Source organism: Streptomyces sp. NPDC016459 (genome assembly GCF_040632845.1).
Taxonomy (GTDB): Bacteria; Actinomycetota; Actinomycetes; order Streptomycetales; family Streptomycetaceae; genus Streptomyces.
Map to the genome: position 1 here is coordinate 840,922 of NZ_JBEYCR010000001.1, position 24,930 is coordinate 865,851.

Genomic DNA, 24,930 nt, shown 5'->3' on the forward strand with positions numbered 1-24,930 from the left:
GCCACACCCCTCAGTCGTCCTGCTCGTGATCGTCTTCTCAACCTTCACCTGCGGGCGGAATGACGAAGAACCCCCGTGATGACGTGAATCACGGGGGTTCTTCTGTGCGCCGAAACGGTCACTCGAAGCTGGGCGACGCCGTCCGGGTGCGCTTGATCTCGTAGAAGCCCGGCGTCGACGCCACGAGCAGCGTGCCGTCCCACAGCCGGGCCGCCGCCTCGCCGCGCGGGGTCGGGGTGACGACGGGACCGAAGAAGGCGACCTCGTCGCCCTCGGGTCCCGGGACCGCGATGACGGGGGTGCCGACGTCCTGGCCCACCTTGTCGATGCCCTCCTTGTGGGAGGCGCGCAGCTCCGTGTCGTACGTGTCCTTGTCGGCGTAGTCCGCCAGGTCCTCCGGCAGGCCGACGTCCGTCAGGGCCGCGACGATCGCCTCGCGGGTGGCGCCCTCGCCGTCGTTGTGGAAGCGGGTGCCGAGCGCGGTGTAGAGCTCGCCGACCACCTCGTCGCCGTGCAGCTGCTGAGCGGCTATGACCACCCGGACCGGGCCCCACGCCTGGGTCTCCAGCATCTCCCGGTACTCCTCCGGGAGCTCGTCGAGCCGGTTCTCGTTGAGCACGGCCAGGCTCATCACCTTCCAGCTGACGTCGACCGGCCGCACCTTCTCGACCTCCAGCATCCAGCGGGAGGTCATCCACGCCCACGGGCACAGCGGGTCGAAGAAGAACTCGGCGGTGGTCCTGTTCTCGGACATGTCACTCCTCGGTACGGCCGTCGGAAGGCGGTGTGCCGAAAGGAGGCAACGCCACGGACCGGTGACCGCATTCCCGTGCGTCCGGTGACAGTGGCACATGGGAGGATCGGTGCTGTTTCGAACGCGCCACGAAGGAGTGACCGTGCCCGGTGAGAACCTGTCCCGCGACGAGGCCCACGAGCGGGCGGCCCTGCTGTCCGTCGACGGGTACGAGGTCGTCCTCGACCTGCGGTCGGCGGTCGGCGACTGTGACGAGGCGGTACGGACGTTCCGTTCGGAGACGACGATCCGCTTCCGTCGCACCGGCGAGGGCACGAGCACGTTCGTCGACCTGATCGCACCCGCCGTGGACGCGGTCACCCTCAACGGGCGCTCCCTCGACCCGGCGGTCGTCTTCGACGGCTCGCGGATCACGCTCGACGGCCTCGCCGACGAGAACACGCTCGTGGTGGACGCGCGGTGCGCCTACAGCCGGACCGGCGAAGGCCTGCACCGCTTCGTCGACCCCGAGGACGGCGAGGTCTACCTCTACACCCAGTACGAACCGGCCGACGCCCGCCGGGTGTACGCCAACTTCGAGCAGCCCGACCTCAAGGCCCCGTACCGCTTCTCGGTGACCGCGCCCGAGGGCTGGACGGTCTGGTCGAACGGCGCGGGCGAGCAGGACGCCGGGGGCGTGTGGCGGTTCGCCGAGACGGCGCCGATCTCCACGTACATCACGTGTGTCGTCGCCGGCCCCTACCACTACGTCACGGACACCTACACGCGCGGCGATCTGGTGATCCCGCTCGGCGCGATGTGCCGCAAGGGGCTCGCCAGGCACTTCGACGCGGACGACATCTTCCTGATCACCAAGCAGGGCTTCGACTTCTTCCACGACAACTTCGACTACCCGTACCCCTTCGGGAAGTACGACCAGGCCTTCGTCCCCGAGTACAACCTCGGCGCGATGGAGAACCCGGGCATGGTGACCTTCCGCGAGGAGTACGTCTACCGGGGCAAGGTGACCCAGGCCGCCTACGAGAGCCGGGCCAACGTCATCCTGCATGAGATGGCGCACATGTGGTTCGGCGACCTCGTCACCATGGTGTGGTGGGACGACCTGTGGCTGAAGGAGTCCTTCGCCGACTTCATGGGCTCCTTCGCGAACGCCGAGGCGACCCGCTTCACCAACAGCTGGGTGACCTTCGCCAACAACCGCAAGGCCTGGGCCTACCGCGCCGACCAGCTGCCGTCCACGCACCCGATCACGGCCGACATCCGTGACCTGGAGGACGCCAAGCTGAACTTCGACGGCATCACCTACGCCAAGGGCGCGTCGGTGCTCAAGCAGCTCGTCGCCTACGCGGGCCGGGACGCGTTCATGGAGGGCGCCCGCCGCTACTTCAAGCGCCACGCCTACGGGAACACGCGGCTCGCCGACCTCCTCACGATCCTGGAGGAGACCTCGGGACGCGACATGCGGGCCTGGGCGAAGTCCTGGCTCCAGACCTCCGGGGTGAACACGCTGACTCCCGTCGTCACCCATGACGCGGAGGGCCGGATCACCGAACTCGCCGTCGTCCAGGAGGGCGACGCGCTGCGTCCGCACCGGGCCGCCGTCGGCCTCTACCGCCTCTCCGGCGGCGAGCTCGTCCGGTACGCGCGCGCCGAGACCGACATCACCGGCGCGCGGACCGTCGTCACCGGCCTGGCGGGCGAGGAGAAGCCCGACCTCGTCCTCGTCAACGACGACGACCTCACCTACTGCAAGATCCGCTTCGACGAGGGCTCGCTCGCCACCCTGCGGGCGCACCTCGGCGAGATCACCGACCCCCTGGCCCGCGCCCTGTGCTGGTCGGCGCTGTGGAACCTGACCCGTGACGGGCTGATGCCCGCCCGGGACTTCGTCGCCGTGGCACTCGCCTTCGCGGGCCGCGAGACCGACATCGGCGTCCTCCAGATGGTGCACGCCTGGACGAAGTCGGCCGTCACCCTGTACGCGACCCCCGAGTGGCGCGAGCGGGGCTGGCGACTGCTCGCCGAGGGCGGGCTGCGCGAGCTCCGCGTGGCCGAGCCGGGCAGCGAACACCAGCTGACCTGGGCCCGGTTCCTCGCGGCGACGGCCTCGACCGACGCCGACTTCCAGCTCCTGGAGGGGCTGCTCGACGGTACGGCGAAGATCGACGGGCTCGACGTCGACCAGGAGCTGCGCTGGGCCCTGCTCTCCCCGCTCGCGGCGCACGGCCGGGCGGACGAGGCGCGCATCGGGGCGGAGGTGGCCCGGGACGACACCGCGACGGGCAGGCGCCACCAGGTCCGGCTGCTCGCCTCGCGGCCCTCGGCCGCCGTCAAGACGCAGGCGTGGGCGCAGGTCGTCGAGTCGGACACCCTGTCGAACGCGCTGGTGGAGGCGACGATCGCCGGCTTCGTCCAGCCCTCGCAGCGTGAGCTGATCGCCCCGTACACGGAGAAGTACTTCGCGGCGATCGAGCGGCTGTGGGCCGAGCGGTCAATCCAGATCGGCATCCACGTGGTCCGGGGCCTGTTCCCGGGGCTCCAGGACGATGAGGCGACGCTGACCGCGACGGACGCGTGGCTGTCGGCCCACGCGTCGGCGGCGCCTGCGCTGCGCCGTCTGGTCCTGGAGGCGCGGGACGACCTGGCGCGGGCACTGCGCGCGCAGGCGTGCGACCGCCTGGCGGAGTAGACCTCCTACCGGTGGGGGTCGTGCGCCTCGGCGCGCGGCCCCCACCGGTGTGCGGGCCTCGCGCGCCGCCCCCATCGGCACTCGAACGCGCGTACTTTAGGGCAGGCTTGTCCCTGATTGTCGACAAGCGTGTAACAGGGGTTAGGGGAGCCTTCGGAAGCGGAAGACCCCCGGCATGAACCACAACACCCCCATCACCCCCCGCCCCCTCCCCCTCGCCTCCCGCACCGGCCGCCCCGAACGCCTCGCGGCGGCGGACCAGTTGAGGACCCTCGGCATGTCGGCCGGCGAGGTCGCCGCGCGCTGCCGGCCCGGCGGCTGGCAGCAGCTGCTGCCCGGTGTCTTCCTGCTCCAGCCCGGCCCGCCCACCAGCGAGGACCGGCTCCGCGCCGCCCTCCTCTACGCCCGCAGGACCGGGACCCTCCCCGCGCAGGGGCCCGACGCGATGATCACCGGGCTCGCCGCGCTGACCCTCCACCGCTTCTCCTCCGCTCCCCCGCTCACCGCCCTGGACCGGATCGACGTCCTGGTGCCGCGCACCCGGCGGCTGCGCTCCACCGGCTGGGTGCGGGTGCTGCGCGCCGCCGAGTCCCCGGAGCCGGTGGAGCTGACCGGAATGCCCGTCGCCCCCGTCGCCCGCGCCGTCGCCGACGCGGTGTCGGGACTCTCGGACGCGGAGACGGTACGCCGGCTGCTCACCGAGGCGGTCCGCGGTGGACACTGCGAACCGGGCGCGGTCGTATGCGAGTTGAGCCGTGCCCGGCTGCTCACCCGCGCGCACGTGGTGGACGCGGTGGACGCGCTGCTCGCCGAGGGGCGGTCGCTCTCCGAGGGGCGCCTGTACGAGATGGTGCGGGAGTTCGCCCTGCCGGACCCGCTGTGGAACGTGGACCTGCGGCTGCCGGGCGGCCCCCACCTGGGCGGGGTGGACGCCTACTGGCCCGACCAGGCCGTCGCCGTGGAGCTCGACACCCGGGCCCCGCGGCAGGACGACGACGCGCTCCGGTCGGAGTACACCCGCAAGCGGGAGCAACTGGAGCGGCTCGGCATCACGGTCGTCCACCTCACCCCGCGCAAGCTGCGCGAGGCGATGGACCAGCAGGCCACCGTGGTGCGTACGGCCCTGATGGCCGCGCCCGACCGGCAGCCCGCCGCGTATGTCGTCGTCCTGCCCCGGTGAGTCCCGAGGTGCGGGGTCAGTTCCTCGGGACCGGGCCGGACAGGGCCTTCGTGTCGAGGCCCTTCGCGCCGGGAGCCTTGGCGACGAGGCCCTTGGCGTCGGGGCCCTTCGGGGTCGTGCCGCAGAACTCGGCCTCGATGACGGACTGGGTGTCACCCGTCCAGTCGGCGTTGAAGTTGGCGGCGAGGGAGTGCCGCCCGTCGCGGGTGGCGTACGCCTCCGAGGTCGAGCCGTGGATGCCGCCGCCATGGCCCCAGATCTCCTTGCCGCAGCTGAGCTTCTGCCACGAGATCCCGAGGCCGTAGCGGAAGAGGGGGTGCTCGGGGGAGACCGGGACGGTGGCGGTCAGCTCGCGCATCTCCGTCTTCGGAAGCAGCCGGCCCTGCACGAGGGCCCGGTAGAAGGTCTGGAGGTCGGACGAGTCGGAGATCATCTCGCCCGCCGCGAGGGCCAGGGAGGGGTTGAGTTCGGTGACGTCGTGGACGGGCGCGTTCGGGTCGAGGGAGAGGGTGGAGTAGGCCCGGCTGCTGGGCTGCGGCACGGTCACCCTGTTGCCGGGGACGCTGGTGGCGCGCAGCTTCAGCGGCTTGATGATCCGGTTCTCGACGGCCTTGCCGTACGGCCGTCCGGTGACCTTCTCGATGACCATCCCGGCCAGGACGAAGTTGGTGTTGGAGTAGCTCCAGCCGGCGCCGGGGGCGAACTCCGGCTGATGGGTCATGGCGACGCCGACGAGCTGCCGGCCGCTCCAGGTGTCGTAGCGGTGCTCCAGGAAACCGGGTCCGAACACCCGCTCCTGGAAAGCCGGGTCCTCGGTGTAGCTGTAGATCCCGCTGGTGTGGTTGAGCAGCTGACGGACGGTGATGTTCCGGCCGTCGTGGCCGTTGCCCCGGACGACGCCGGGCAGCCACTTCTCGACCGGGTCGTCGAGGTCGACGCGGCCCTCGGCCTGGAGCTGGAGGAGGACGGTGGCGACGAAGGTCTTGGTGATCGAGCCGACCCGGTAGCGGTCGTCGCCCTTGCGGTCGCCCGCGGTGCCGGTCCACCGGCCGTGGCCGTCGCGGGCCCCGGCGACGGCACCGGGCACCCCGGAGTCGACCGCGGCCTGGAGCGCCTGGCGGGTGGCCGTGTGGTCCCGCTTCTCCGGTGCGGGCGCCGCGAGGGCGGGGGTGGCGAGCGCCGTGGCGGTGAGCCCCGCGACCAGGGCGGTGGCGAGGGCGGTGCGGGTCGTGCGTATGGCTGACATGCGGGCTCCCCTGAGGTTCTGCTGGTCATGTGCTGCGGTCGGTGGGGAGGACCACGGGGTCGGCGGGAGGGTTGAGCGGGAGGTGACGGTTGAGCGCCTTTCAGCCGTTTGACCAGAGGGGGCGGGCGTACGACGGATGGAGTCGATCCCGAGGAGGCGGTGAGGTGACCGGTCTCTCCAGCTGGGCCCTGCGGCCTGGGCACGGACGTCAGAACCAGTAGACGGGATACGTCCGGCCCGTGGTGCGGGCCGACCCGAGGCCGACGACGACCAGAAGGAGGGAGGCGAGGGCGAGAAGGCCGAGAAACGACCAGAGCGGCGGGGCCTGGAGGGCGACGATCACTGCGGTGGCCGCCGCAGGCGAGTGCGGGGTACGGGCCAGCATCATCACGCCGAGGGCGAGGCCGCCCGCCACGGCGGCGCCCCAGAGCCCCGGGCCCGCCACGGCCAGGACGGCGAAGCCGGTCAGGGCGGAGAGCAGCTGGCCCCCGACGACCGAGCGCGGCTGGGACAGCGCGAGATCGGGGGCGCCCGCCACGAGCGCCATGCTCGCCGCGAGCGGCGGGATGAGCAGGGGCTGATCCAGCACGGCGCCGACGGCGACGAGGAGCAGGAGGGCGGCGACACTGCCGGCGGTGGAGGCGAGGAGGATCGCGGGGCGGGGACGCGGGGGTGGCCCGGGACGGGGAGACGCGGGGGCGGTCGCGGGGAGGGTGGAGGCGGGGGCGGGGGCGGCTTCCGCGGGGGTGGGGTTGGCGGGGGCCGGGGTGGTGGTCACGGGCGGTCCTCGGGGTCGGTGGGCGGGGGCGTACGGAGGGCCGGGCGGGGCCGGGTCGCGGCCGTGCGGGCGGCGAGGTCGCGGACGCGGAAGCGGTCCTGGAGTGCGAGTGAGCCGGAGCCGTACGGGTCCATGACGGGCCTCACTGGGGTTCGGGGTCGTGGTGGCGCGGGTGCGGGGGCCCTGGCACGCAGGCGCATATCTCGGGTGCGCCCCATCCCCCGGCCCCGCGCGGCGGCTCGCCCCTCGGGAACTAACCTTTCTATTCGACTTTAGGGGTTAGTCACGAGAGGCGTCAACCGCTCACGTACCCTTGAGGGGTTAGCCCATCGAGGAGGTTCCGCCATGAACGCCGTCGACCGCCGGCCGCTCACCGGCGAACCCGTCTCCCTCGACCTCCTCAACACCCGCTGGAACGAGGACGGCGTCCGTCAGGACCTGCTCACGGGAGTGGAGGGGCTCGCCGTCTGGCTCGATTCGAACGGCCTCGGCAGGCGGTTCTCCGCCGACGCCGCCACCCTGCGCCACACCCTCACCGCCCGGGACGCCCTCGCCGCGCTCGTCGACCGCCCCGGCGACCCCGCCGCGAGCGCCCGCGTCGACGCCGTCCTCGACCACGGCCGCATCCGGGCCACGCTCACCGCCGAGGGCCCCGGCGAGCGGGTCGAGTTCGCGGACCCGGCCCTGGGCCCCGGCTGGACCGCAGCCCGCGACTACCTGGACCTCCTGCGCATGGCGCCCGACCGCATCCGGGCCTGCGCCCACGAGGCGTGCATCCTGCACTTCTTCGACACCTCGCGGAACGGCACCCGCCGCTGGTGCTCGATGGCGGCCTGCGGCAACCGGGCCAAGGCCTCGCGCCACTACGCCCGTACGAAGGAGAGCTGACCCGCGGCCCTCCCGACACCGTCCCGGCACCGTCCGGACGCGTCCCGACCCTTGGACAATGGATTGGACAAGGCGGCCGGGGACACACGCATCATGGACCGGCAGCACCCTGCACATACGTACGGAGGAGTCCCCGTGAAGGTCGGAATCGTCGGAGCCACCGGTCAGGTCGGCACAGTCATGCGGAGCATCCTGGCCGAGCGGAAGTTCCCGGTCGACGAGCTGCGGTTCTTCGCCTCCGCCCGCTCCGCCGGCACCGTCGTGGACGGGGTCACCGTCGAGGACGCCTCCACCGCCGACTACACCGGTCTCGACATCGTGCTCTTCTCCGCCGGCGGCGCCACCTCCAAGGCCCTCGCCGAGAAGGTCGCCTCTCAGGGCGCGGTCGTGATCGACAACTCCTCCGCCTGGCGCCGTGACCCCGAGGTCCCGCTGGTGGTGTCCGAGGTCAACCCGCACGCGATCAAGGACCGCCCCAAGGGCATCATCGCCAACCCGAACTGCACCACGATGGCCGCCATGCCGGTCCTCAAGCCGCTCCACCAGGAGGCCGGCCTCACCGCGCTGGTCGCCACCACCTACCAGGCCGTCTCCGGCTCGGGCGTGGCCGGTGTCGCCGAGCTGCGCACGCAGGCGTGTGCCGTGGCCGAGACCGCCGACCAGCTGGCGTTCGACGGCGAGGCCGTCGAGTTCCCCGAGCCGACCGTCTACAAGCGCCCGATCGCGTTCAACGTGGTGCCCCTCGCCGGTTCGATCGTGGACGACGGCTCCTTCGAGACCGACGAGGAGCAGAAGCTCCGCAACGAGTCCCGCAAGATCCTGGAGATCCCCGAACTGAAGGTCTCGGGCACCTGTGTGCGCGTCCCGGTCTTCTCCGGCCACTCCCTCCAGGTCAACGTCCGCTTCGAGCGTCCGATCAGCGTCGAACGCGCCTACGAGCTGCTCAAGGACGCCGAGGGCGTCGTGCTCTCCGAGATCCCGACCCCGCTCCAGGCGGCCGGCAAGGACGCCTCGTACGTCGGCCGGATCCGGGTGGACGAGACCGTCGACAACGGCCTCGCCCTCTTCCTCTCCAACGACAACCTGCGCAAGGGCGCGGCGCTGAACGCCGTGCAGATCGCGGAGCTGGTCGCGGCCGAGCTCAAGGGCTGACACCGGCTGATCCGTACGACCCTCCGGAGGGGCGGCACCCGTTACGGGAGCCGCCCCTCCGGCGTTCGGACGGACCGGGGAAATGTGCCGTGCGCCACTGAGGCGGCCCGTGGAAGGATGGGCCAAACGTCACGAAACCGAGGAGTTGACCGGGTGCCTGGCACGAACCTGACCCGTGAAGAGGCTCAGCAGCGGGCGGCGCTGCTGACCGTGGACGCGTACGAGGTCGAACTCGACCTCTCCGGTGCGCAGGAGGGTGGCACCTACCGGTCCGTCACCACCGTCCGCTTCGATTCCGCCGAGGCCGGTGCCTCGACCTTCATCGACCTCGTCGCGCCCGCCGTCCACGAGGTCGTCCTGAACGGGCGCTCGCTGGACGTCGCCGCCGTCTTCCGCGACGCGCGGATCGCGCTGGCCCACCTCGTCCAGGGCCGCAACGAGCTCAAGGTCGTCGCCGACTGCGCGTACACCAACACCGGTGAGGGCCTGCACCGCTTCGTCGACCCGGTCGACGACCAGGCCTATCTGTACACGCAGTTCGAGGTCCCGGACGCGCGCCGCGTCTTCGCCTCGTTCGAGCAGCCCGACCTGAAGGCGACCTTCCAGTTCACGGTGAAGGCGCCGACGGGCTGGAAGGTCATCTCCAACAGCCCCGCCCCGGAGCCCCAGGGCCCCGACTCGAATGTATGGCGCTTCGAGCCGACGCCCCGCATCTCCACGTACGTCACCGCGCTGATCATCGGCCCGTACCACTCGGTGCACTCGACGTACGAGAAGGACGGCCAGACGGTGCCGCTGGGCATCTACTGCCGGCCGTCGCTCGCCGAGTTCCTCGACGCGGACCACATCTTCGACGTCACGCGCCAGGGCTTCGACTGGTTCCAGGAGAAGTTCGCGTACGACTACCCGTTCGCGAAGTACGACCAGCTCTTCGTGCCGGAGTTCAACGCGGGTGCGATGGAGAACGCGGGCGCGGTCACCATCCGCGACCAGTACGTGTTCCGCTCGAAGGTGACGGACGCGGCGTACGAGCGGCGCGCCGAGACGATCCTGCACGAGCTCGCCCACATGTGGTTCGGCGACCTCGTCACCATGGAGTGGTGGAACGACCTGTGGCTGAACGAGTCGTTCGCCACCTACACCTCGGTCGCCTGCCAGGCCTCCGTGGCCGGCACCCGCTGGCCGGGCGCCTGGACGACCTTCGCCAACGCGGAGAAGACCTGGGCCTACCGCCAGGACCAGCTGCCGTCCACGCACCCCATCATGGCCGAGATCAACGACCTCGAGGACGTGCTCGTCAACTTCGACGGGATCACGTACGCCAAGGGTGCGAGCGTCCTGAAGCAGCTCGTCGCCTACGTCGGCCAGGACGAGTTCTTCAAGGGCGTGCAGGCGTACTTCCAGGCGCACGCCTTCGGCAACACGCGCCTCTCCGACCTGCTCGGCGCCCTGGAGGAGACCTCCGGGCGCGACCTCAAGACCTGGTCGAAGGCGTGGCTGGAGACGGCCGGCATCAACATCCTGCGCCCGGAGATCGAGACCGACGAGAGCGGTGTCATCACCTCCTTCGCCGTCCGGCAGGAGGCCCCGGCGCTGCCCGCCGGGGCCAAGGGCGAGGCGGTCCTCCGTCCGCACCGGATCGCGATCGGCTTCTACGACCTGGACGAGGCCGGCAAGCTGGTCCGCACCGAGCGCCTCGAACTCGACATCGCGGCCGACGAGCTGACCCCCGTGCCGAAGCTGGAGGGCAGGGCACGTCCGGCGGTCGTCCTCCTCAACGACGACGACCTGTCGTACGCCAAGGTCCGCCTCGACGAGGTGTCGCTGCAGAACGTCACCGCGCACCTCGGTGACTTCGCCGAGTCGCTGCCGCGCGCCCTGTGCTGGGCCTCGGCCTGGGACATGACCCGCGACGGCGAACTGGCCACCCGCGACTACCTGGAGCTCGTGCTCTCCGGCGTCGGCAAGGAATCCGACATCGGCGTCGTCCAGTCGCTCCAGGGCCAGGTCAAGGCGGCCATCGACCTGTACGCGGCGCCGGAGTGGCGGGAGGCCGGGCTGACCCGCTGGACCGAGGCCACGCTCGCCCACCTCCAGGCGGCCGAGCCGGGCAGCGACCACCAGCTGGCGTGGGCGCGCGCCTTCGCCGCGACCGCCCGCACCCCGCAGCAGCTCGACCTGCTGGCGGCGCTCCTGGAGGGCCGCGAGTCGATCGAGGGCCTGGCCGTCGACACCGAGCTGCGCTGGGCGTTCGTCCACCGGCTCGCGGCGACCGGTGTCTACGACGAGTCGGAGATCGCCGGCGAGCTGGAGCGCGACCGCACGGCGGCGGGCGAGCGGCACGCGGCGACCGCGCGCGCGGCCCGTCCGTCGGAGGCGGCGAAGGCGGAGGCCTGGGCCTCGGTCGTCGAGGACGACAAGCTGGCGAACGCCGTGCAGGAGGCCGTCATCGGCGGCTTCGTGCAGTCCGACCAGCGCGAGCTGCTCGCTCCGTACACGGCGAAGTACTTCGCCGCGATCAAGGGCGTCTCGGAGACCCGCAGCCACGAGATGATCCAGCAGATCGTGGTCGGCCTCTACCCGACGCTCCAGGTCTCGCAGGAGACCCTGGACGCGACGGACGCCTGGCTCGCCGAGCACGACCCGGCCCCGGCGCTGCGGCGTCTGGTGACGGAGTGCCGCGCGGGCGTCGAGCGCGCCCTCAGGGCCCGGGCGGCGGACTCGGCCGCGGCGGTCCGAACCCGCTGATCCGGTACGGAGCAGGGGCGCCTCCCCCGTGGGGCGCCCCTGCTCCGTGTCTGAGGTCCGCCGGGCGGGCGTCCGCTGACGCTCCGTCGGGCGGGAGCGGGTGGGACGCGGGCGTTCAGCCGCCGAGGGCCGTGAAGCGGGCGCCCAGGTCGGACGCGCCCTGTTCCGGCAGGGTTTCGTGCGGGCGCATCCGGGCGACGCCGGTGTCGGGGAAGTAAGGGGAAGTCACCGGTGCGGTAGTCGGCGTACGGGTCCAGCAGGAGTAGGGAGCGGCGGCGTTGGCGTGCGGGTCGGCGGTCTCGTCGAGGCTCACGGTTCGGGCCCCACCCGCCCCGACACTCCGGTCCGTCGAATGTTTTCGACAGGTCTGTTCAGTTCTGCTGAATGGTTTCGCGGGACACGGCCGCCTGACCGAGTGCGGCGAGCACCCGGGACACCGCCGGGCCCTCCTCCGCCCCGCGACGTACCGCCGCGACGACATGGCGGCGCGGCAGGTCGGCGGAGAGGACGCGCATGACGACTCCGGCGCCGCCCCGTCGTTCCGCGGAGGCCATCCGGGGGACGAGGGCGATGCCCATCCCCGCCTCGACCATGGCGAGGATGGCGGTCCAGCCGGAGGCGCTGTGGGCCTGCTCGGGCACGAAGCCGGCGGCCTCGCAGGCGGCCGTGGTGATCTCGGACCAGGGCCCCGACCCCCCGAAGATCCACGGCTCGGCCGCGAGGTCCGCGAGCCGCAGCCCGGGGGCGTCGGCGCACGGATGACCCGCGGGCAGGGCGACGTCGAGCGGATCGGCGAGCAGCGGCACCCGGCTGAACTTGGGGTCGCGCGCGGAGGGCGCGTGCGCGGCGAGCGAGAGCGCCAGGTCGACCTCGCCGGCCGAGAGCAGCTCGTACGCCTCCGCCGCCTCGGCCTCCCGGATCCGGACGTCGAGCCCGGGGTGCGCGGTCCGCAACTGCCGTACGGCGGGGACCAGGAGGGCGGGCACGGAGGTGGAGAACGCGGCCACCCGCACCTGCCCCGCCTCGCCCCGCAGATAGCCGTCGAGTTCGGCGTCGGCCCGCTCCAGCTGGGCGAAGACCACCTCCGCGTGCCGCAGCACCAGATGGGCGGCGTCGGTGAGCCGGACCCGGCGGCCCTGGGCCTCCAGGAGCCGTACACCGAGCTGTTTCGCGAGGTTGGTGAGCTGCTGCGACACGGCCGAGGGGGTCATGAGCAGCGCCTCGGCGGTCGCGGTGACGGTGCCGCGGTCGCGGAGGACGCGGAGGATCTGGAGCTTCTTGATGTCCCACTCGGTCATGGGGCGCAACCTATCCGGCCTTCCGCGCCCCGGTGGTGGCGGAGGCCAGTGCCACCCCGCCGAGGATGAGCGCCATGCACGCGGCACCGAGGACGCCGAGGCGCTCGCCGAGCAGCGCGTACGACAGGACGGCGACGCAGACGGGCTGGAGGTAGTAGACGACGCCGGCGCGGGCCGCGCCGATGAGGGCGATCGCCTTGTTCCAGGCGAAGAAGGCGACGGCGGACGATAAGACCCCGACGTACAGCAGGGGGCCGACGGTCGTCACGCCGACGGGGAACCCGCCCTGGACGGCGAGGGACACGGCGTACACGGGGGCGAGCATCAGCGCGCCGAGCAGGAAGGTGGCGAAGAGGAAGGCGAGTCCGTCGATCTCGGCGGGCTTGCGCTTGAGCAGGGCGCTGTACGAGGCGAAGGAGAGAGCGGCGGCGAACATCCACAAATCGCCGGCGGAGAGGTCCACCGCGAGCGAGCCCTTCCCGACGAGCAGGAGGACGCCCAGGGCGGCGGTGAGCATCCCGAGGACGCGTCGGGCGCCGAGGCGTTCGCCTCCGAGCCGGGCGTAGACCGCCATGACCACCGGGGCGGCGGCCATGATCATGCCCATGTTGGAGGCGAAGGTGGTCAGGCCGGCCTGGTGCACGAGGGTGTTGTAGAGGGCGACGCCGAACAGCGAGGCCAGGGCGACGAAGCCGAGATGACGGCGGATCGTCCGCCACTGCCGCAGGAACGGGCGGGCGGCGAACGGCGCGACGGCGAGCAGCGCGATGATCCAGCGCCAGAAGACGGCCTGGACGGGCGGGACACTGTCGGCCATGTCGCGGGTGGCGACGAAGCTGCCGGACCAGACGACGGTGGCGAGCAGGGCGAGGAGCACGCCGAGGCCGGCGCCCCGTGCGAGCTTCCTCGCGGGCGTCGGCGTCTCGGTGAGGGCGGGGCCGGGGGTGGTGGCGGTGGGGCGGGGGCCGGTGGCGGCGGGGCGGGGGCCGGTGGCGGCGGGGGTGGTCGGGTGGCGGGCGGTGATCAGGTTCATGCCGCCTACCGTCGCACCTCCGAAAACTCCAGGTCCATCGAATCCTTTCGACCATTCCTTTCAGTTGAACTGAACGGTTCGGTGAGCGAAGCGGGCTCCCTCCGGGTACGGGAACCCAGCTGGCCCGCGAGAGTGGCACCGAAGGCGATGACCATGCCGAGCACCTGGACCGGACCGAGCGCCTGACCGAGCGCCGCCCAGCCGATGATCGCGGCGGTGATCGGCGAGAGCGGGCCGAGGAGGGTGACCGAGGAGGCGCTGAGCCGGCCGATGCCGCGGAACCAGAGGAAGTAGGAGATCGCGGTGTTGCCGAAGGCGAGGTAGGCGTACCCGGCCAGATGGGTGCCGGTGAGCACCGGCGGGGCGCCCTCGGCCAGGAAGGCGACCGGGAGGATGAGCAGGCCGCCCGCGGTGAGCTGCCAGCCGGTGAGCGCGAGGGCCCCGACACCCTCGGGACGGCCCCAGCGCTTGGTGAGGACGACACCCACCGACATCGAGAGGGCGGAGAGCAGTCCGGCGGCCACTCCGACGAGATCGAACGCCGCCCCGGCCTTGAGGACCACGAGGCTCACGCCGAAGGCGGCCGCGACGGCGGTGAGCAGGGACTTCACGGTGGGCCTTTCCCCCAGGAGGAGCGTGGCGAGGCCGACGACGAAGAGCGGGCCGACGGAGCCGACGACCGCGGCGACACCGCCGGGGAGACGGTAGGCGGCGAGGAAGAGCAGCGGGAAGAAGGCGCCGATGTTGAGCGCCCCGAGGACGGCGGACTTCCACCACCAGGCACCCCGCGGGAGCGTGCGGGTGAGCCCCAGGAGCAGGAGCCCGGCGGGCAGGGCGCGCATCAGGCCGGTGAACAGCGGCCGGTCGGGCGGCAGGAACTCCGTGGTGACGAAGTAGGTGGAGCCCCAGGAGATCGGGGCGAGGGCGGTGAGCGCGACGACGGCCGCCTTGCTGGACATGGCTGGGTCTCCCCCTCGGGTGCGGACGCCGAACTGGCTTGGCGGTAATTAACTTACCACTAAGCTACTTACTTGCAAGTGGCTTAGTTGCGATCGAGGAGGAGGGAAGGGAAGACTGAGGCCATGGACACGCAGAGCCCCGCGCACGACGCCGTCGACGCCATCACCGACCAGTGGGCGGCGGTCCGCCCCGACCTGGACACCGTCCCCATGGCGGTCTTCGGACGGATCTACCGGCTGGCCAACGCCATGCGCGGAAGGGTGGACAAGGCGTACGCGCCCTACGGCATGGCGCTCGGGGAGTTCGACGTGCTCGCGACCCTGCGGCGGTCCGGGGAGCCGTACACGCTCTCACCACGCGAACTGACCGCCACCCTGATGATCACCACCGGCGGGATGACCGGCCGGCTCGACAAGCTGGAGAAGGCCGGGCTGCTCAGCCGCAGCCCCGACCCGAACGACCGGCGCGGGCTGCGGGTGACCCTCAGCGAGCGCGGCAGGGAACTGGTGGACCGGGCCGTCGGGGCCGGCCTCGCGGAGCAGCGGGTCGCTCTGGAGGGCGCGCTCACCGACGAGGAGGCGGACCAGCTGGCCGGACTGCTGCGCAAGCTGCTGGCCACCACCGCCTGAGACCGGTCGAAGGGGCCGCACGCACGCGAGGGCGCCGCACGGTACGTCGTACCGTGCGGCGCCCTCGCGGAGCGGAAGAGGAGGCGGTCAGGCCTTCTTGGACTTGTCGAGCACCATCACGAGGCCGGCGATCACCAGGAACAGCACCAGCGGGGCGGCGACGAACAGACCGAGGGTCTCGATGACCTCCAGCTTGGGGGCCGGGTCGTCGCCGTCGTCGCGGGTGAGCGCGAGCGCGGGGGACGACATGAGCAGCATCATCAGCGTCGTACCGGCCGCGAGCGAGCCGGCGCGCAGAGCGTTCTTCTTGTCCACGGTGCAAACGTAGCGAACCCCTAAACGGGGCGCGCGCCCGGGGGTGCCGTACGGGCGTCGGGGGCCGGCGTGGGGACGTCCGGGGTCGGCGTGGAGACGCTCGGGACCACCGTGGGGACGTCCGGAGTCGCCGTGGGGACGTCCGGGGCCGTTGTGGCGCGGTCCGCGACGTCCGGGGCCGCCGTAGGGGCGTCCGGGAGCGGCTTCGGGACGTCCGGGGCCGTCATGCGGGCGTGCAGTTCGCTCAGGAGGGCGTGCGCTCGGGGCGAGGCGGCCAGTTGCTCCAGGGTGAGCGGCTGGCCGTCCGGGGCGGCGAGCGGGAGCCGCCAGTTCGGGTACTCGTCCCAGGTGCCCGGCAGGTTCTGCGGTCTGCGGTCCCCCACCGTGTCCGGCAGCCACACCCCCACCATGCGGGCCGGGGTGCCGAGCAGGAACCGGTGGACGGCCCTGATCTCGGCCTCCTCGCCCCCCGGGCCCTCCGGGAGCAGCCCGAGACGCTGGAACAGGCCCAGCCACTCGGCGGTCCCGGCCCGGTCCAGCGCCCGCTCGCGCTCCAGGTCGCCGCCGAGCAGGCCGAGACGGTGCCGCAGCGTGACGTGGTCGCCGGAGAGCTGGGCGGCCGTCGGGGGCAGGTCGTGGGTGGTGGCGGTGGCCACGCAGTCGGCGCGCCACTCGGCCGGGGGCAGCGGACGCTTCGTACCCGCCCAGTCCCGCTCGAACCAGAGCACGGAGGTGCCGAACACCCCGCTGCGGGCCAGCTCCTCGCGTACGCCGGGCTCGACCGTGCCGAGGTCCTCACCGATGACGAGGGCCCCCGCGCGATGGGCTTCGAGGACGAGGACGGCGAGCATCGCCTCGGCGTCGTAGCGGACGTACGTTCCCCGGGTGGGCTCGTGGCCCTCCGGCACCCACCAGAGCCGGAACAGTCCCATCACGTGGTCGATGCGCAGGGCGCCCGCGTGGCGCAGGAGTTCCTGGAGGAGTCCTCGGTACGGGGCGTAGCCGGCGGCGGCCAGGGCGTCGGGGCGCCACGGAGGCAGGCCCCAGTCCTGGCCGCGGGAGTTGAAGGCGTCGGGCGGCGCGCCGACCGACATGCCGGCCGCGAAGGCCTCCTGCTGGGCCCAGGCGTCCGAGCCCTCCGGGTGGACGCCGACCGCCAGGTCGTGGACGATGCCGACCTCCATCCCGGCCTCGCGGGCGGCCGCGGCGGCCGCGGCCAGCTGCCGGTCCGTCAGCCAGGCGAGCCGGCAGTGGAAGTCGACCCGGGCGGCGAGCGCCGGGTCCTCGCACACGGCGGTCTCGGCCGTGCGCGGCCGGCGCAGCTCCGCGGGCCAGTCGCGCCAGTGGGGGCCGTGCCGCTCGGCGAGGGCCTGGTAGGTGGCGTGGTCCTCCAGGGCGCGGCCCCGCGCGGCGAGGAAGTCGTGGAAGTCGGCGCGCCGCCCGGGGCCGAGCTCCACGGTCTCGACGACGAGTTCGAGGGCCCGCCGCTTGAGTTCCCACACCGCGTCCCGGTCGATCACCGCGCCCTTGCCGAGGACCCGCTCCCGCAGCTCGGCCGCCTCGGCGAGGATCCGGTCGAGCTCCTCGCGGTGCTCGGGGCCGACCAGGGCGTACTCGGGGATCTCCTCGATCCGCAGATGGACGGGGTCCGGGAAGCGGCGCGAGGAGGGGCGGTACGGGGACGGGTCGCCGGGCGCGCCGGGCACGCCCGCGTGGAGCGGGTTGACCTGGACGAAACCGGCACCGTGGGTGCGGCCCGCCCAGGTGACGAGTTCCCGCAGGTCCCCGAGGTCGCCCATGCCCCAGGAGCGGGTGGAGAGCAGTGAGTAGAGCTGGACGAGGAGGCCGTACGCGCGGCGCCCGGGACCCGGTACGCGCGCGGGGCTCACGATCAGGGTGCTGACGGCCGCGCGCCCGTCGGGGGCCTGTGCCTCGACCGTGTGGACGCCGAGGGGCAGTCGCTCCCAGTCCTCGCCGGTGACGACGGCGCCGTCCTCGGTGGTGACCCGGAGCCGGGTGCCGGGCGGCAGGTCGGCGGGCGGGTCGGCGGGCGCTCCACCGCGCCGCAGGACCAGCGTCGGGGGCAGGAGGCGGTCCCGGTCGGCCCGTTCCGCCGCGTCGAGGGCGGCGGCGACCGCTTCCGGCGTGGCCGCGTCGACGCCGAGGGCGGCGAGGACCGCCACGACGGTCGCGTCCGGCACGGGCACGGTGACGCCTTCGGAGGGGCTGTACGCGGTGGCGACGCCGTGACGGGCGGCGAGACGGGCCAGGGTCACTTCACACTCCGGGGGACTCCGTGCCGCCCGCGCTGCCGGGGGCGGTGGGTTCGCTGGTGAGGGGGGCCGCCTCGGTCAGGGGCGGTTCGCTGGTGAGGGGGGCGGCGTCGGGGAGGGGCGGTTCGCTGGTCAGCGGTTCGCCGGCGGGGGCCGGCTGCTGCGGCATCCGTATCCGTCCGAGGTGGTGGGCGGTCGTGGTCACGGGGGTCTCCCGGTTTCGTCTCGACAGGTGGGACCAGGGGTAGCGACTGAGACCTACCCACCGCACCTCGTTTTACCGGCGAAAAGTGGTGGAGTGACGTCACCTCGCCGACGGATCGCCGGGCAAAGGCGACACATCGGCCAGGCACATTGACACCTCAGTACGACGGGTGGTGGGCTCGTGACCCACTCGTGACCAACCGGCGGAGCAACCGGCACCGCCGAAGGGAGACCCCGTGCACCTCGGGCGCAGGAAGCGCACGGCGACGGCCGTGGCCGCCGCCGTCATCGGCGGCCTCCTCGGCGGCGCGGCTCCGGGCGCGGCCCAGGCGGTCCCGAGGGCGCCGCTGGCCCTCCGCGCCCCGACGGCCCCGCCGGTGACCACCGCGCTCCTCGGCGCCGCGGCCCCTCTGTCCCTGGCGGCGCCACTGGCACCGCGCGCACCACTGCCCCCGGTGTCCCCGGCCGCCCCGCCGACGGACAGCCCCTCCGTCTGGCCCCGGCCGCAGTCGTTGGCCGCCGGCGGGCCCTCCGTACGGCTCGGGGACGAGGTGACGCTGGTCGCGGACGACGACGCCGATCCGTACGCCCTCGACGCGCTGCGCGAGCTGCTGCGGGCCGCCGGGGTGCGGACCGTCCACACCGGGCTCCCTGGCCGCGGGCCCGTCCTGCGGGCCTCGGGCCACTCGGGCGAGGCCGCCGGGGAGGCGTTGACCGCCCTGCGCGTGCCCGACCGGCTCGATCTGCCGCGAGGCGGCTACCGGCTCGCCACGGGCCGCCTCGACGGCCGCGACACGGTCGTCCTCGACGGGGTGGGCGAGGACGGGCTGTTCCACGCCGTGCAGACGCTGCGTCAGCTCCTCGGCGCCGGCCGGGAGGTCCCCGGCATCGTCGTGCGCGACTGGCCGGGTACGGCCGAGCGCGGGATCACCGAGGGCTTCTACGGCCGCCCCTGGACCGCCGAGCAGCGGCTCGCCCAGATCGACTTCCTCGGCCGGACCAAGCAGAACCTCTATCTGTACGCGCCCGGTGACGACCCCTACCGGGGGGTGCAGTGGCGCGAGCCCTACCCGGCCGCGCAGCAGGAGGAGTTCCGCGCGCTCGCCGAGCGGGCCCGCGCCCGGCACGTGACGCTCGGCTGGGCGGTGGCGCCCGCCCAGTCCATGTGCCTGTCGTCGGCAGGCGACCTGAAGGCGCTGACCGGGAAGCTCGACGCCATGTCGGAGCTCGGGGTGCGCGCCTTCCAGCTCCAGTTCCAGGACGCCTCGTACGACGAGTGGCACTGCGACCGGGACGCCGACACCTTCGGTCGCGGTCCCGAGGCGGCCGCCGCCGCCCACGCGCGCGTGGCGAACGCGGTCGCCCGCCACCTCGCCGAACGCCACCCCGACGCCGGGCCGCTGACCGTGATGCCGACGGAGTACTACCAGGACGGCACGACCGCGTACCGCGCGAAGCTCGCCGAGGCACTCGACACGGACGTGCGGGTGGCGTGGACGGGCGTCGGCGTCGTGCCGCGCACGATCACCGGCGGCGAACTGGCCGGGGCGCGCGGTGCCCTGCGCCACCCGCTGGTCACCATGGACAACTACCCGGTCAACGACTACGCGCAGGACCGTCTCTTCCTCGGCCCCGCCACGGGCCGCGAGCCTGCTGTGGCGGCCGGCTCCGCCGCCTTCCTCGCCCACGCCATGGAGCAGCCCGCGGCCTCCCGCATCCCGCTCTTCACCGCCGCCGACTACGCCTGGAACCCGCGCGGCTACCGCCCCCAGGAGTCCTGGCGGGCGGCCGTCGACGAGCTGGCGGGCCCGGAGCCGGCCGCCCGCGAGGCGCTGCGGGCGCTCGCCGGGAACGGCGCCTCCTCGGTCCTCGACCCGGCGGGCGAATCGGCCTATCTGAAGCCGCTCCTGTCCGCCTTCTGGGCCTCCAGGGCGGGCGGCGACGGCACGGCCCGGCAGCGGGCGGCCGAGGAACTGCGGGCCGCGTTCACCGTGATGCGGGAGGCTCCCGAGCGGCTCGCGGACACCGCCGACGGCGTCCTCGACGACGAGACCGGCCCCTGGCTCGACCAGCTCTCCCGGTACGGCCTGGCGGGCGAGACGGCCGTCGACATGCTGACGGCGCAGACGGCCGGTGACGGCGCGGCGGCCTGGCGGGCGCAGCTGCGGCTGGAAGGGCTGCGGAAGGACCTGGGGGCGAGCCGGGTGACGGTCGGGGCGGGGGTGCTCGACCCGTTCCTCACGCGCGCGGTGGAGCGTGCGGCGGCGTGGACCGGCACCGACCGGACCCCGGCGGCCCGCGCCGACCGTGCCACCGGCTCGTACACCGTGCGGCTCGACCGGGCCCGGCCCGTGGAGGCCCTGACGGTGATGGCCGAACCGGCCGCGGCGGGCGCACCGGGCACGGACGCGCGCGTGGAGGCGTACGTCTCCGGCGAGGGCTGGCGACCGCTCGGTCCGCTGTCGGCGTCCGGCTGGACGCAGACCGAGCTCAAGGGGCTGAGGGCCGAGGCACTGCGGGTGGTGTGGAGCGGCGAGGGCCCAGCTCCCGAGGTGCGTTCCCTGGTGCCGTGGTTCGCGGACGGGCCGCGGGCGGGTCTCGACCTGGCCCGTGCGGAGACGGACGCGGAGATCGGCGGCCCGGCCCAGCGGGTGGCCGTGGAGCTGTCGGGCCGGCGCGCCGGGGTGGTGCGCGGGCCGCTGACGGCGAAGGCCCCGAAGGGGATCACGGTCCGGCTGCCGAAGCAGGCGGCGGTGGAGCGCGGCGCGCGGACGACCGTCCCCCTCGAGGTGTCGGTGGCGCCGGACGTCCCCACGGGCGCGTACCGGGTGCCGGTGTCGTTCGCGGGCGAGGAGCGGGTCCTGACGGTACGGGCCTTCCCCCGTACGGCGGGCCCGGACCTGGCCCGGACGGCGACGGCCTCGTCGTCGGGCGACGAGACGGCGGACTTCCCGGCGTCCTCCGCGGTGGACGGCGATCCGGCGACCCGCTGGTCCTCCCCGGCGCAGGACGACGCCTGGTGGCAGCTGGAGCTGCCCCGGCCTGCCCGGATAGGGCAGGTGGTGCTGCACTGGCAGGACGCGTACGCCTCGCGCTACCGGGTCCAGGTCTCGGCCGACGGGCGGGTCTGGCGTACGGCGGCGACGGTCGAGGCCGGCCGGGGCGGCCGGGAGGCGGTCCGGATGGACGCGGCGGACACGCGCTTCGTGCGGGTGCAGGGCGAGAAGCGGGCGACCCCGTACGGCTACTCGCTCTGGTCGGTGGAGACGTACGCCGTAGCGGCCCCTCCCGAGAAGCCGGTCCGCCCCGCCGAGGACGCGGCCCCTCCCGCCCAGGAGCCGACCGAGGCCGCACCGGAGGACCCGTCGGATCCTGCCGAGGGCGCGACGCGGCAGCCGTCGGGCCTTACCGCGGGCGCGCCGGAGGAGCGGCCCGCCCCCTGAGGGGCACGCCGCTCCCGGCCTCCCGTACGCGAAAGGCCCGGCTCAACCCGTCGACAGCGCCCTCACGGGGGCGTCGGCGACGGCGTCGATCCGGGCCATCACGTCCTCGGCGCCGTAGGCCTCGAGGTACGGCAGCCAGCGCGGGTCCCGGTGTCCGGTCCCGATGATCCGCCAGGCCAGGCCGGTCGGCGGGGCCGGGGGGTGGCGCAGCCGCCAGCCGATCTCGCGCAGGTGCCGGTCTGCCTTGACGTGGTTGCAGCGGCGGCAGGCCGCCACCACGTTGTCCCAGGCGTGCGTGCCCCCGCGGCTGCGGGGGATGACGTGGTCGACGCTGGTCGCGACGGCCCCGCAGTACATGCAGCGCCCGCCGTCCCGGGCGAAGAGGGCTCTGCGGGTCAAGGGAACGGGCCCCCGGTAGGGGACCCGCACGAAGCGTTTCAGTCGCACCACGCTGGGCGCGGGGACGACTTGGGTCTCGCTGTGCAGGAAGGCGCCGGATTCCTCGAGGCAGAGAGCCTTGTTCTCCAGTACGAGGACGAGTGCGCGGCGGAGCGGTACGACGCCGAGCGGCTCGTACGACGCGTTGAGGACCAGGACATGCGGCACGGATGCCTCCTATGACGCCGGCGGCGCGTGGCTCGCGCCGGGACGAACTGCTCTCAGTTTCTCCTCATGCCTGGTCGGAACGCCACCACGTATGCGGGATCGGGGTGACGGGCCGGGGGTGTTCTCGACCACATCGGCATGTCTGTCCTCCTCTCTCTGTCCCTCTGTCTGCCCGGGTGAGGTCCGTCTCTCCCTCGAACAGGACAACGGGACCACCCCCGCCACCCCGTTACTGTGGATGGCCTGCGTACGCGATGCCTGGAGGTCTCCCGTGTCCTGGTCCGCCCTGGCGGCTGCCACCGAACCCGAGCCGATGCCGGCGACCCTGGACGAGGCGGCGGAGAGGGCCACGAACGCGGCCAGCTGGGTGGAGCAGAACTGGTCCACCTGGCTGAACACCGGGTTGCGGATCCTGCTGATCCTGGTCGTCGCGGTGTTGCTCCGGATGGCGTTCCGCCGTGCCCTGACGAGGCTGATCGAGCGGATGAACCGTTCGGCGCAGGCCGTGGAGGGCACGGCCCTCGGCGGTCTGCTGGTCAACACCGAGCGGCGGCGTCAGCGCTCGGAGGCGATCGGCTCGGTGCTGCGTTCGGTGGCGTCCTTCCTGATCCTGGGCACGGCCGGGCTGATGGTCCTCGGCGCGTTCAAGATCGATCTCGCGCCGCTGCTCGCCTCGGCCGGTGTCGCCGGTGTGGCGATCGGTTTCGGCGCGAGGAACCTCGTGACGGACTTCCTGTCGGGTGTCTTCATGATCCTTGAGGACCAGTACGGCGTCGGTGACTCGGTCGACGCGGGCGTGGCCTCCGGCGAGGTCGTCGAGGTGGGCCTGCGGGTGACGAAGCTGCGCGGCGAGGACGGCGAGATCTGGTACGTGCGCAACGGCGAGATCAAGCGGATCGGGAACCTCAGCCAGGGCTGGGCGACGGCCGGCGTCGACGTGACGGTCCGGCCGACGGAGGACCTGGACCGGGTGCGCTCGGTGATCATGGAGGTGGCGGAGGCCATGGCGAAGGAAGAGCCGTGGAACGAGCGCCTGTGGGGTCCGGTGGAGGTCCTCGGTCTGAACGAGGTGCTCCTCGACTCGATGACCGTCCGGGTCTCGGCGAAGACGATGCCGGGCAAGGCGCTCTCCGTGGAGCGCGAGCTGCGCTGGCGCATCAAGAAGGGCCTGGACGAGGCGGGCATCCGCATCGTGGGCGGTCTCCCGGCCCAGGCCGAGGAGGCGGGGGCCGATCCCACCGCCGGGATGGCGGCCCCGTCGGCGTTCGCCTCGACGACGTCGCCGCAGTCGGCTGCGGCCACTCCGCTGCCGAGGTCCGATCTCGCCAAGTAGGACGTACGGGTTTCCCCGGCCGGCGTACGGGCCGGCAGGACGCCCCCGCGGGTAGCGCTCCGGCTGCCTTCGGGGGCGTCTCGCGTGTCCGGGTATTGACGCCCGGCGACCGCCGCCCTACCTTCCTTCCCACAGAACAGGAAACTTTCCTAACAGTGTGGTGCGAAGGCAGGTGCGACCGTCATGGCCGGTACGACCCCGGGAACCCCCGGCACGCCGCGCGTCCTGCGTGCCATGAACGACCGGGCCGCCCTCGACCTGCTCCTGGAGCACGGCCCGCTCTCGCGCACCCGGATCGGCAAGCTCACCGGCCTGTCCAAGCCGACCGCTTCTCAGCTGCTCGCCCGCCTCGAAGCGGCCGGTCTTGTCGTCGCCACCGGCACCACCGAGGGCCGGCCCGGCCCGAACGCCCAGCTCTACACGGTGAACGCGCGGGCCGCGTACGCCGCGGGACTCGACGTCAACCAGCACCGCATCCACGCCGCCGTCGCCGACATCACCGGCGCGATCGTCGGCGAGTACGAGCTCCGCACCCCCGGCCGCTCCTCGTCCGGCGTCGTCGGCCAGGTCACCGGCGCCCTCGACCGGGCCGCAGAGGCGGCCGGGATCACCCGCGAGGAGGTCCGGCGCCTGGTCATCGGCACCCCCGGCGCCTTCGACCCGGCCACCGGGCGGCTGCGGTACGCCTCCCACCTGCCCGGCTGGCACTCCCCCACCCTCCTGGAGGAGCTGGCCGCCGTCCTGCCCATGCCGTTCGAGTACGAGAACGACGTCAACCTCGTCGCCGTCGCCGAACAGCGCGTGGGCGCCGCCCGCGGTCACGACGACTTCGCCCTGCTGTGGAACCAGGAGGGCCTCGGCGCCGCCCTCGTCCTCGGCGGACGCCTCCACCGCGGCTTCACCGGCGGCGCCGGCGAGGTCGGCTTCCTGCCCGTGCCCGGCACCCCGCTCGTACGGCAGGTCACCAAGGCCAACTCCGGCGGCTACCAGGAACTCGCGGGCGTCCAGGCCGTCCCCCGGATCGCCCGCGCCCTCGGGATCGACACGCCCGAACAGCCCTTCGTCCCGGTCGCCTCCTCCCTGCTCGGCCACGCCGCCGTGGCCCACGGCGAGGACCCCCGGTACGCGCGACTGCTCGATCAGTACGCCGAGCGGGTCGCCACCGGGCTCGCCTCGATCGTCGCCGTCCTCGACCCCGAGCTGATCGTGCTGTCCGGTGACGTCCTCGTCGCCGGCGGCGAACCCCTGCGCGCCCGCGTGCAGTCCGAACTCGCCGACCTCGCCGCCTCCCGACCACGGCTCGTCCTCAGCGCCGTACCGGAGCGGCCCGTCCTGCGCGGCGCCCTCGAAAGCGCCCTCGCCACCACGCGCGACGAGGTCTTCGACACCTCGCGCTGACCC

At 73.2% G+C, this 24,930-nt stretch carries 21 protein-coding genes; 9 read left to right on the plus strand and 12 right to left on the minus strand.

Annotated elements, in window-relative coordinates:
- Window positions 1-118: 118 nt before the first annotated feature.
- Window positions 119-754: a DsbA family protein gene (locus ABZ567_RS03845; protein ID WP_360784323.1), complete on the minus strand. Its 636-nt coding sequence runs from the start codon at window positions 752-754 to the stop codon at window positions 119-121.
- A 142-nt stretch (window positions 755-896) separates the two neighbouring features.
- Here ABZ567_RS03845 and pepN (ABZ567_RS03850) point away from each other — a divergent pair, with 142 nt between their 5' ends.
- Window positions 897-3,443 carry an aminopeptidase N gene (gene pepN, locus ABZ567_RS03850; RefSeq protein ID WP_360784326.1) on the plus strand — a complete coding sequence of 849 codons (2,547 nt, stop codon included), beginning with the start codon at window positions 897-899 and terminating at the stop codon, window positions 3,441-3,443.
- Window positions 3,444-3,618: 175 nt separating this feature from the next.
- On the plus strand, window positions 3,619-4,623 hold the full coding sequence (locus ABZ567_RS03855; protein ID WP_360784329.1) for a hypothetical protein: 1,005 nt from the start codon (window positions 3,619-3,621) through the stop codon (window positions 4,621-4,623).
- Between the two features lie 16 nt (window positions 4,624-4,639).
- Here the strand turns inward: ABZ567_RS03855 and ABZ567_RS03860 are convergent, their stop codons facing one another.
- The 3 genes from ABZ567_RS03860 to ABZ567_RS03870 all read right to left on the minus strand — a co-directional run bounded on the left by ABZ567_RS03860 (window position 4,640) and on the right by ABZ567_RS03870 (window position 6,781).
- The gene (locus ABZ567_RS03860) at window positions 4,640-5,869 is read right to left on the minus strand and encodes a serine hydrolase domain-containing protein (RefSeq protein WP_360784332.1); all 1,230 of its coding nucleotides are present in this window, start codon (window positions 5,867-5,869) and stop codon (window positions 4,640-4,642) included.
- A gap of 208 nt (window positions 5,870-6,077) precedes the next feature.
- Window positions 6,078-6,521, minus strand: a complete 444-nt coding sequence (locus tag ABZ567_RS03865; protein WP_360785032.1) for an HPP family protein — start codon at window positions 6,519-6,521, stop codon at window positions 6,078-6,080.
- 122 nt (window positions 6,522-6,643) lie between these two features.
- Window positions 6,644-6,781 (minus strand): hypothetical protein, encoded by a 138-nt coding sequence (locus ABZ567_RS03870; protein WP_360784335.1) that lies wholly within the window; start codon window positions 6,779-6,781, stop codon window positions 6,644-6,646.
- 211 nt (window positions 6,782-6,992) lie between these two features.
- Here ABZ567_RS03870 and ABZ567_RS03875 point away from each other — a divergent pair, with 211 nt between their 5' ends.
- The 3 genes from ABZ567_RS03875 to pepN (ABZ567_RS03885) all read left to right on the plus strand — a co-directional run bounded on the left by ABZ567_RS03875 (window position 6,993) and on the right by pepN (ABZ567_RS03885) (window position 11,435).
- A complete protein-coding gene (locus tag ABZ567_RS03875; RefSeq protein ID WP_360784336.1) occupies window positions 6,993-7,535 on the plus strand; it encodes a CGNR zinc finger domain-containing protein in 543 nt (180 codons plus the stop codon).
- A 135-nt stretch (window positions 7,536-7,670) separates the two neighbouring features.
- Entirely contained in the window at window positions 7,671-8,687 is a 1,017-nt protein-coding gene (locus tag ABZ567_RS03880) for an aspartate-semialdehyde dehydrogenase (protein WP_360784339.1), read from the plus strand.
- A gap of 153 nt (window positions 8,688-8,840) precedes the next feature.
- Entirely contained in the window at window positions 8,841-11,435 is a 2,595-nt protein-coding gene (gene pepN / locus ABZ567_RS03885) for an aminopeptidase N (protein ID WP_360784342.1), read from the plus strand.
- A gap of 115 nt (window positions 11,436-11,550) precedes the next feature.
- Here the strand turns inward: pepN (ABZ567_RS03885) and ABZ567_RS03890 are convergent, their stop codons facing one another.
- Genes ABZ567_RS03890 through ABZ567_RS03905 form a run of 4 tightly spaced genes read right to left on the minus strand, consistent with a single transcriptional unit; the run spans window position 11,551 to window position 14,725 of the window.
- Window positions 11,551-11,748 carry a hypothetical protein gene (locus ABZ567_RS03890; protein ID WP_360784345.1) on the minus strand — a complete coding sequence of 66 codons (198 nt, stop codon included), beginning with the start codon at window positions 11,746-11,748 and terminating at the stop codon, window positions 11,551-11,553.
- 58 nt (window positions 11,749-11,806) lie between these two features.
- A complete protein-coding gene (locus ABZ567_RS03895; RefSeq protein ID WP_360784348.1) occupies window positions 11,807-12,733 on the minus strand; it encodes a LysR family transcriptional regulator in 927 nt (308 codons plus the stop codon).
- A 10-nt stretch (window positions 12,734-12,743) separates the two neighbouring features.
- Window positions 12,744-13,766 (minus strand): DMT family transporter, encoded by a 1,023-nt coding sequence (locus ABZ567_RS03900; protein WP_360784351.1) that lies wholly within the window; start codon window positions 13,764-13,766, stop codon window positions 12,744-12,746.
- Window positions 13,767-13,771: 5 nt separating this feature from the next.
- Window positions 13,772-14,725 (minus strand): EamA family transporter, encoded by a 954-nt coding sequence (locus ABZ567_RS03905; protein ID WP_360784354.1) that lies wholly within the window; start codon window positions 14,723-14,725, stop codon window positions 13,772-13,774.
- A gap of 123 nt (window positions 14,726-14,848) precedes the next feature.
- Here ABZ567_RS03905 and ABZ567_RS03910 point away from each other — a divergent pair, with 123 nt between their 5' ends.
- Window positions 14,849-15,355, plus strand: a complete 507-nt coding sequence (locus ABZ567_RS03910; protein ID WP_360784357.1) for a MarR family transcriptional regulator — start codon at window positions 14,849-14,851, stop codon at window positions 15,353-15,355.
- Window positions 15,356-15,442: 87 nt separating this feature from the next.
- Here ABZ567_RS03910 and ABZ567_RS03915 read toward each other — a convergent pair whose 3' ends face one another.
- From ABZ567_RS03915 to ABZ567_RS03925, 3 genes are read right to left on the minus strand one after another with little or no spacing between them, the layout of a single operon-like run.
- On the minus strand, window positions 15,443-15,670 hold the full coding sequence (locus tag ABZ567_RS03915) for a hypothetical protein (protein ID WP_056558822.1): 228 nt from the start codon (window positions 15,668-15,670) through the stop codon (window positions 15,443-15,445).
- Between the two features lie 20 nt (window positions 15,671-15,690).
- Window positions 15,691-17,946, minus strand: a complete 2,256-nt coding sequence (malQ, locus tag ABZ567_RS03920) for a 4-alpha-glucanotransferase (protein ID WP_360784360.1) — start codon at window positions 17,944-17,946, stop codon at window positions 15,691-15,693.
- 1 nt (window position 17,947) lies between these two features.
- Window positions 17,948-18,148 carry a hypothetical protein gene (locus ABZ567_RS03925; RefSeq protein WP_360785063.1) on the minus strand — a complete coding sequence of 67 codons (201 nt, stop codon included), beginning with the start codon at window positions 18,146-18,148 and terminating at the stop codon, window positions 17,948-17,950.
- A gap of 235 nt (window positions 18,149-18,383) precedes the next feature.
- On the opposite strand from ABZ567_RS03925, the gene ABZ567_RS03930 reads away from it, so the two are divergent.
- Window positions 18,384-21,590 (plus strand): beta-N-acetylglucosaminidase domain-containing protein, encoded by a 3,207-nt coding sequence (locus ABZ567_RS03930; RefSeq protein ID WP_360784363.1) that lies wholly within the window; start codon window positions 18,384-18,386, stop codon window positions 21,588-21,590.
- Between the two features lie 42 nt (window positions 21,591-21,632).
- Here the strand turns inward: ABZ567_RS03930 and ABZ567_RS03935 are convergent, their stop codons facing one another.
- A complete protein-coding gene (locus tag ABZ567_RS03935; RefSeq protein WP_360784367.1) occupies window positions 21,633-22,196 on the minus strand; it encodes an HNH endonuclease in 564 nt (187 codons plus the stop codon).
- Window positions 22,197-22,509: 313 nt separating this feature from the next.
- On the opposite strand from ABZ567_RS03935, the gene ABZ567_RS03940 reads away from it, so the two are divergent.
- Both ABZ567_RS03940 and ABZ567_RS03945 read left to right on the plus strand, forming a co-directional pair.
- The gene (locus ABZ567_RS03940; protein ID WP_360785034.1) at window positions 22,510-23,529 is read left to right on the plus strand and encodes a mechanosensitive ion channel family protein; all 1,020 of its coding nucleotides are present in this window, start codon (window positions 22,510-22,512) and stop codon (window positions 23,527-23,529) included.
- Window positions 23,530-23,712: 183 nt separating this feature from the next.
- Window positions 23,713-24,927, plus strand: coding sequence for an ROK family transcriptional regulator (locus ABZ567_RS03945; RefSeq protein WP_360784368.1), 1,215 nt, complete (start codon window positions 23,713-23,715; stop codon window positions 24,925-24,927).
- The last annotated feature ends 3 nt before the right edge of the window (window positions 24,928-24,930 follow it).

Coding starts and splice junctions, on each gene's coding strand:
- ABZ567_RS03860 (WP_360784332.1), bottom strand. CDS start 5,869: ATGTCAGCCATACGCACGACCCGCACCGCCCTCGCCACCGCCCTGGTC.
- ABZ567_RS03940 (WP_360785034.1), top strand. CDS start 22,510: ATGCCGGCGACCCTGGACGAGGCGGCGGAGAGGGCCACGAACGCGGCC.
- ABZ567_RS03945 (WP_360784368.1), top strand. CDS start 23,713: ATGGCCGGTACGACCCCGGGAACCCCCGGCACGCCGCGCGTCCTGCGT.
- ABZ567_RS03870 (WP_360784335.1), bottom strand. CDS start 6,781: ATGGACCCGTACGGCTCCGGCTCACTCGCACTCCAGGACCGCTTCCGC.
- ABZ567_RS03845 (WP_360784323.1), bottom strand. CDS start 754: ATGTCCGAGAACAGGACCACCGCCGAGTTCTTCTTCGACCCGCTGTGC.
- ABZ567_RS03905 (WP_360784354.1), bottom strand. CDS start 14,725: ATGTCCAGCAAGGCGGCCGTCGTCGCGCTCACCGCCCTCGCCCCGATC.
- ABZ567_RS03855 (WP_360784329.1), top strand. CDS start 3,619: ATGAACCACAACACCCCCATCACCCCCCGCCCCCTCCCCCTCGCCTCC.
- ABZ567_RS03910 (WP_360784357.1), top strand. CDS start 14,849: ATGGACACGCAGAGCCCCGCGCACGACGCCGTCGACGCCATCACCGAC.
- ABZ567_RS03895 (WP_360784348.1), bottom strand. CDS start 12,733: ATGACCGAGTGGGACATCAAGAAGCTCCAGATCCTCCGCGTCCTCCGC.
- ABZ567_RS03900 (WP_360784351.1), bottom strand. CDS start 13,766: ATGAACCTGATCACCGCCCGCCACCCGACCACCCCCGCCGCCACCGGC.
- ABZ567_RS03875 (WP_360784336.1), top strand. CDS start 6,993: ATGAACGCCGTCGACCGCCGGCCGCTCACCGGCGAACCCGTCTCCCTC.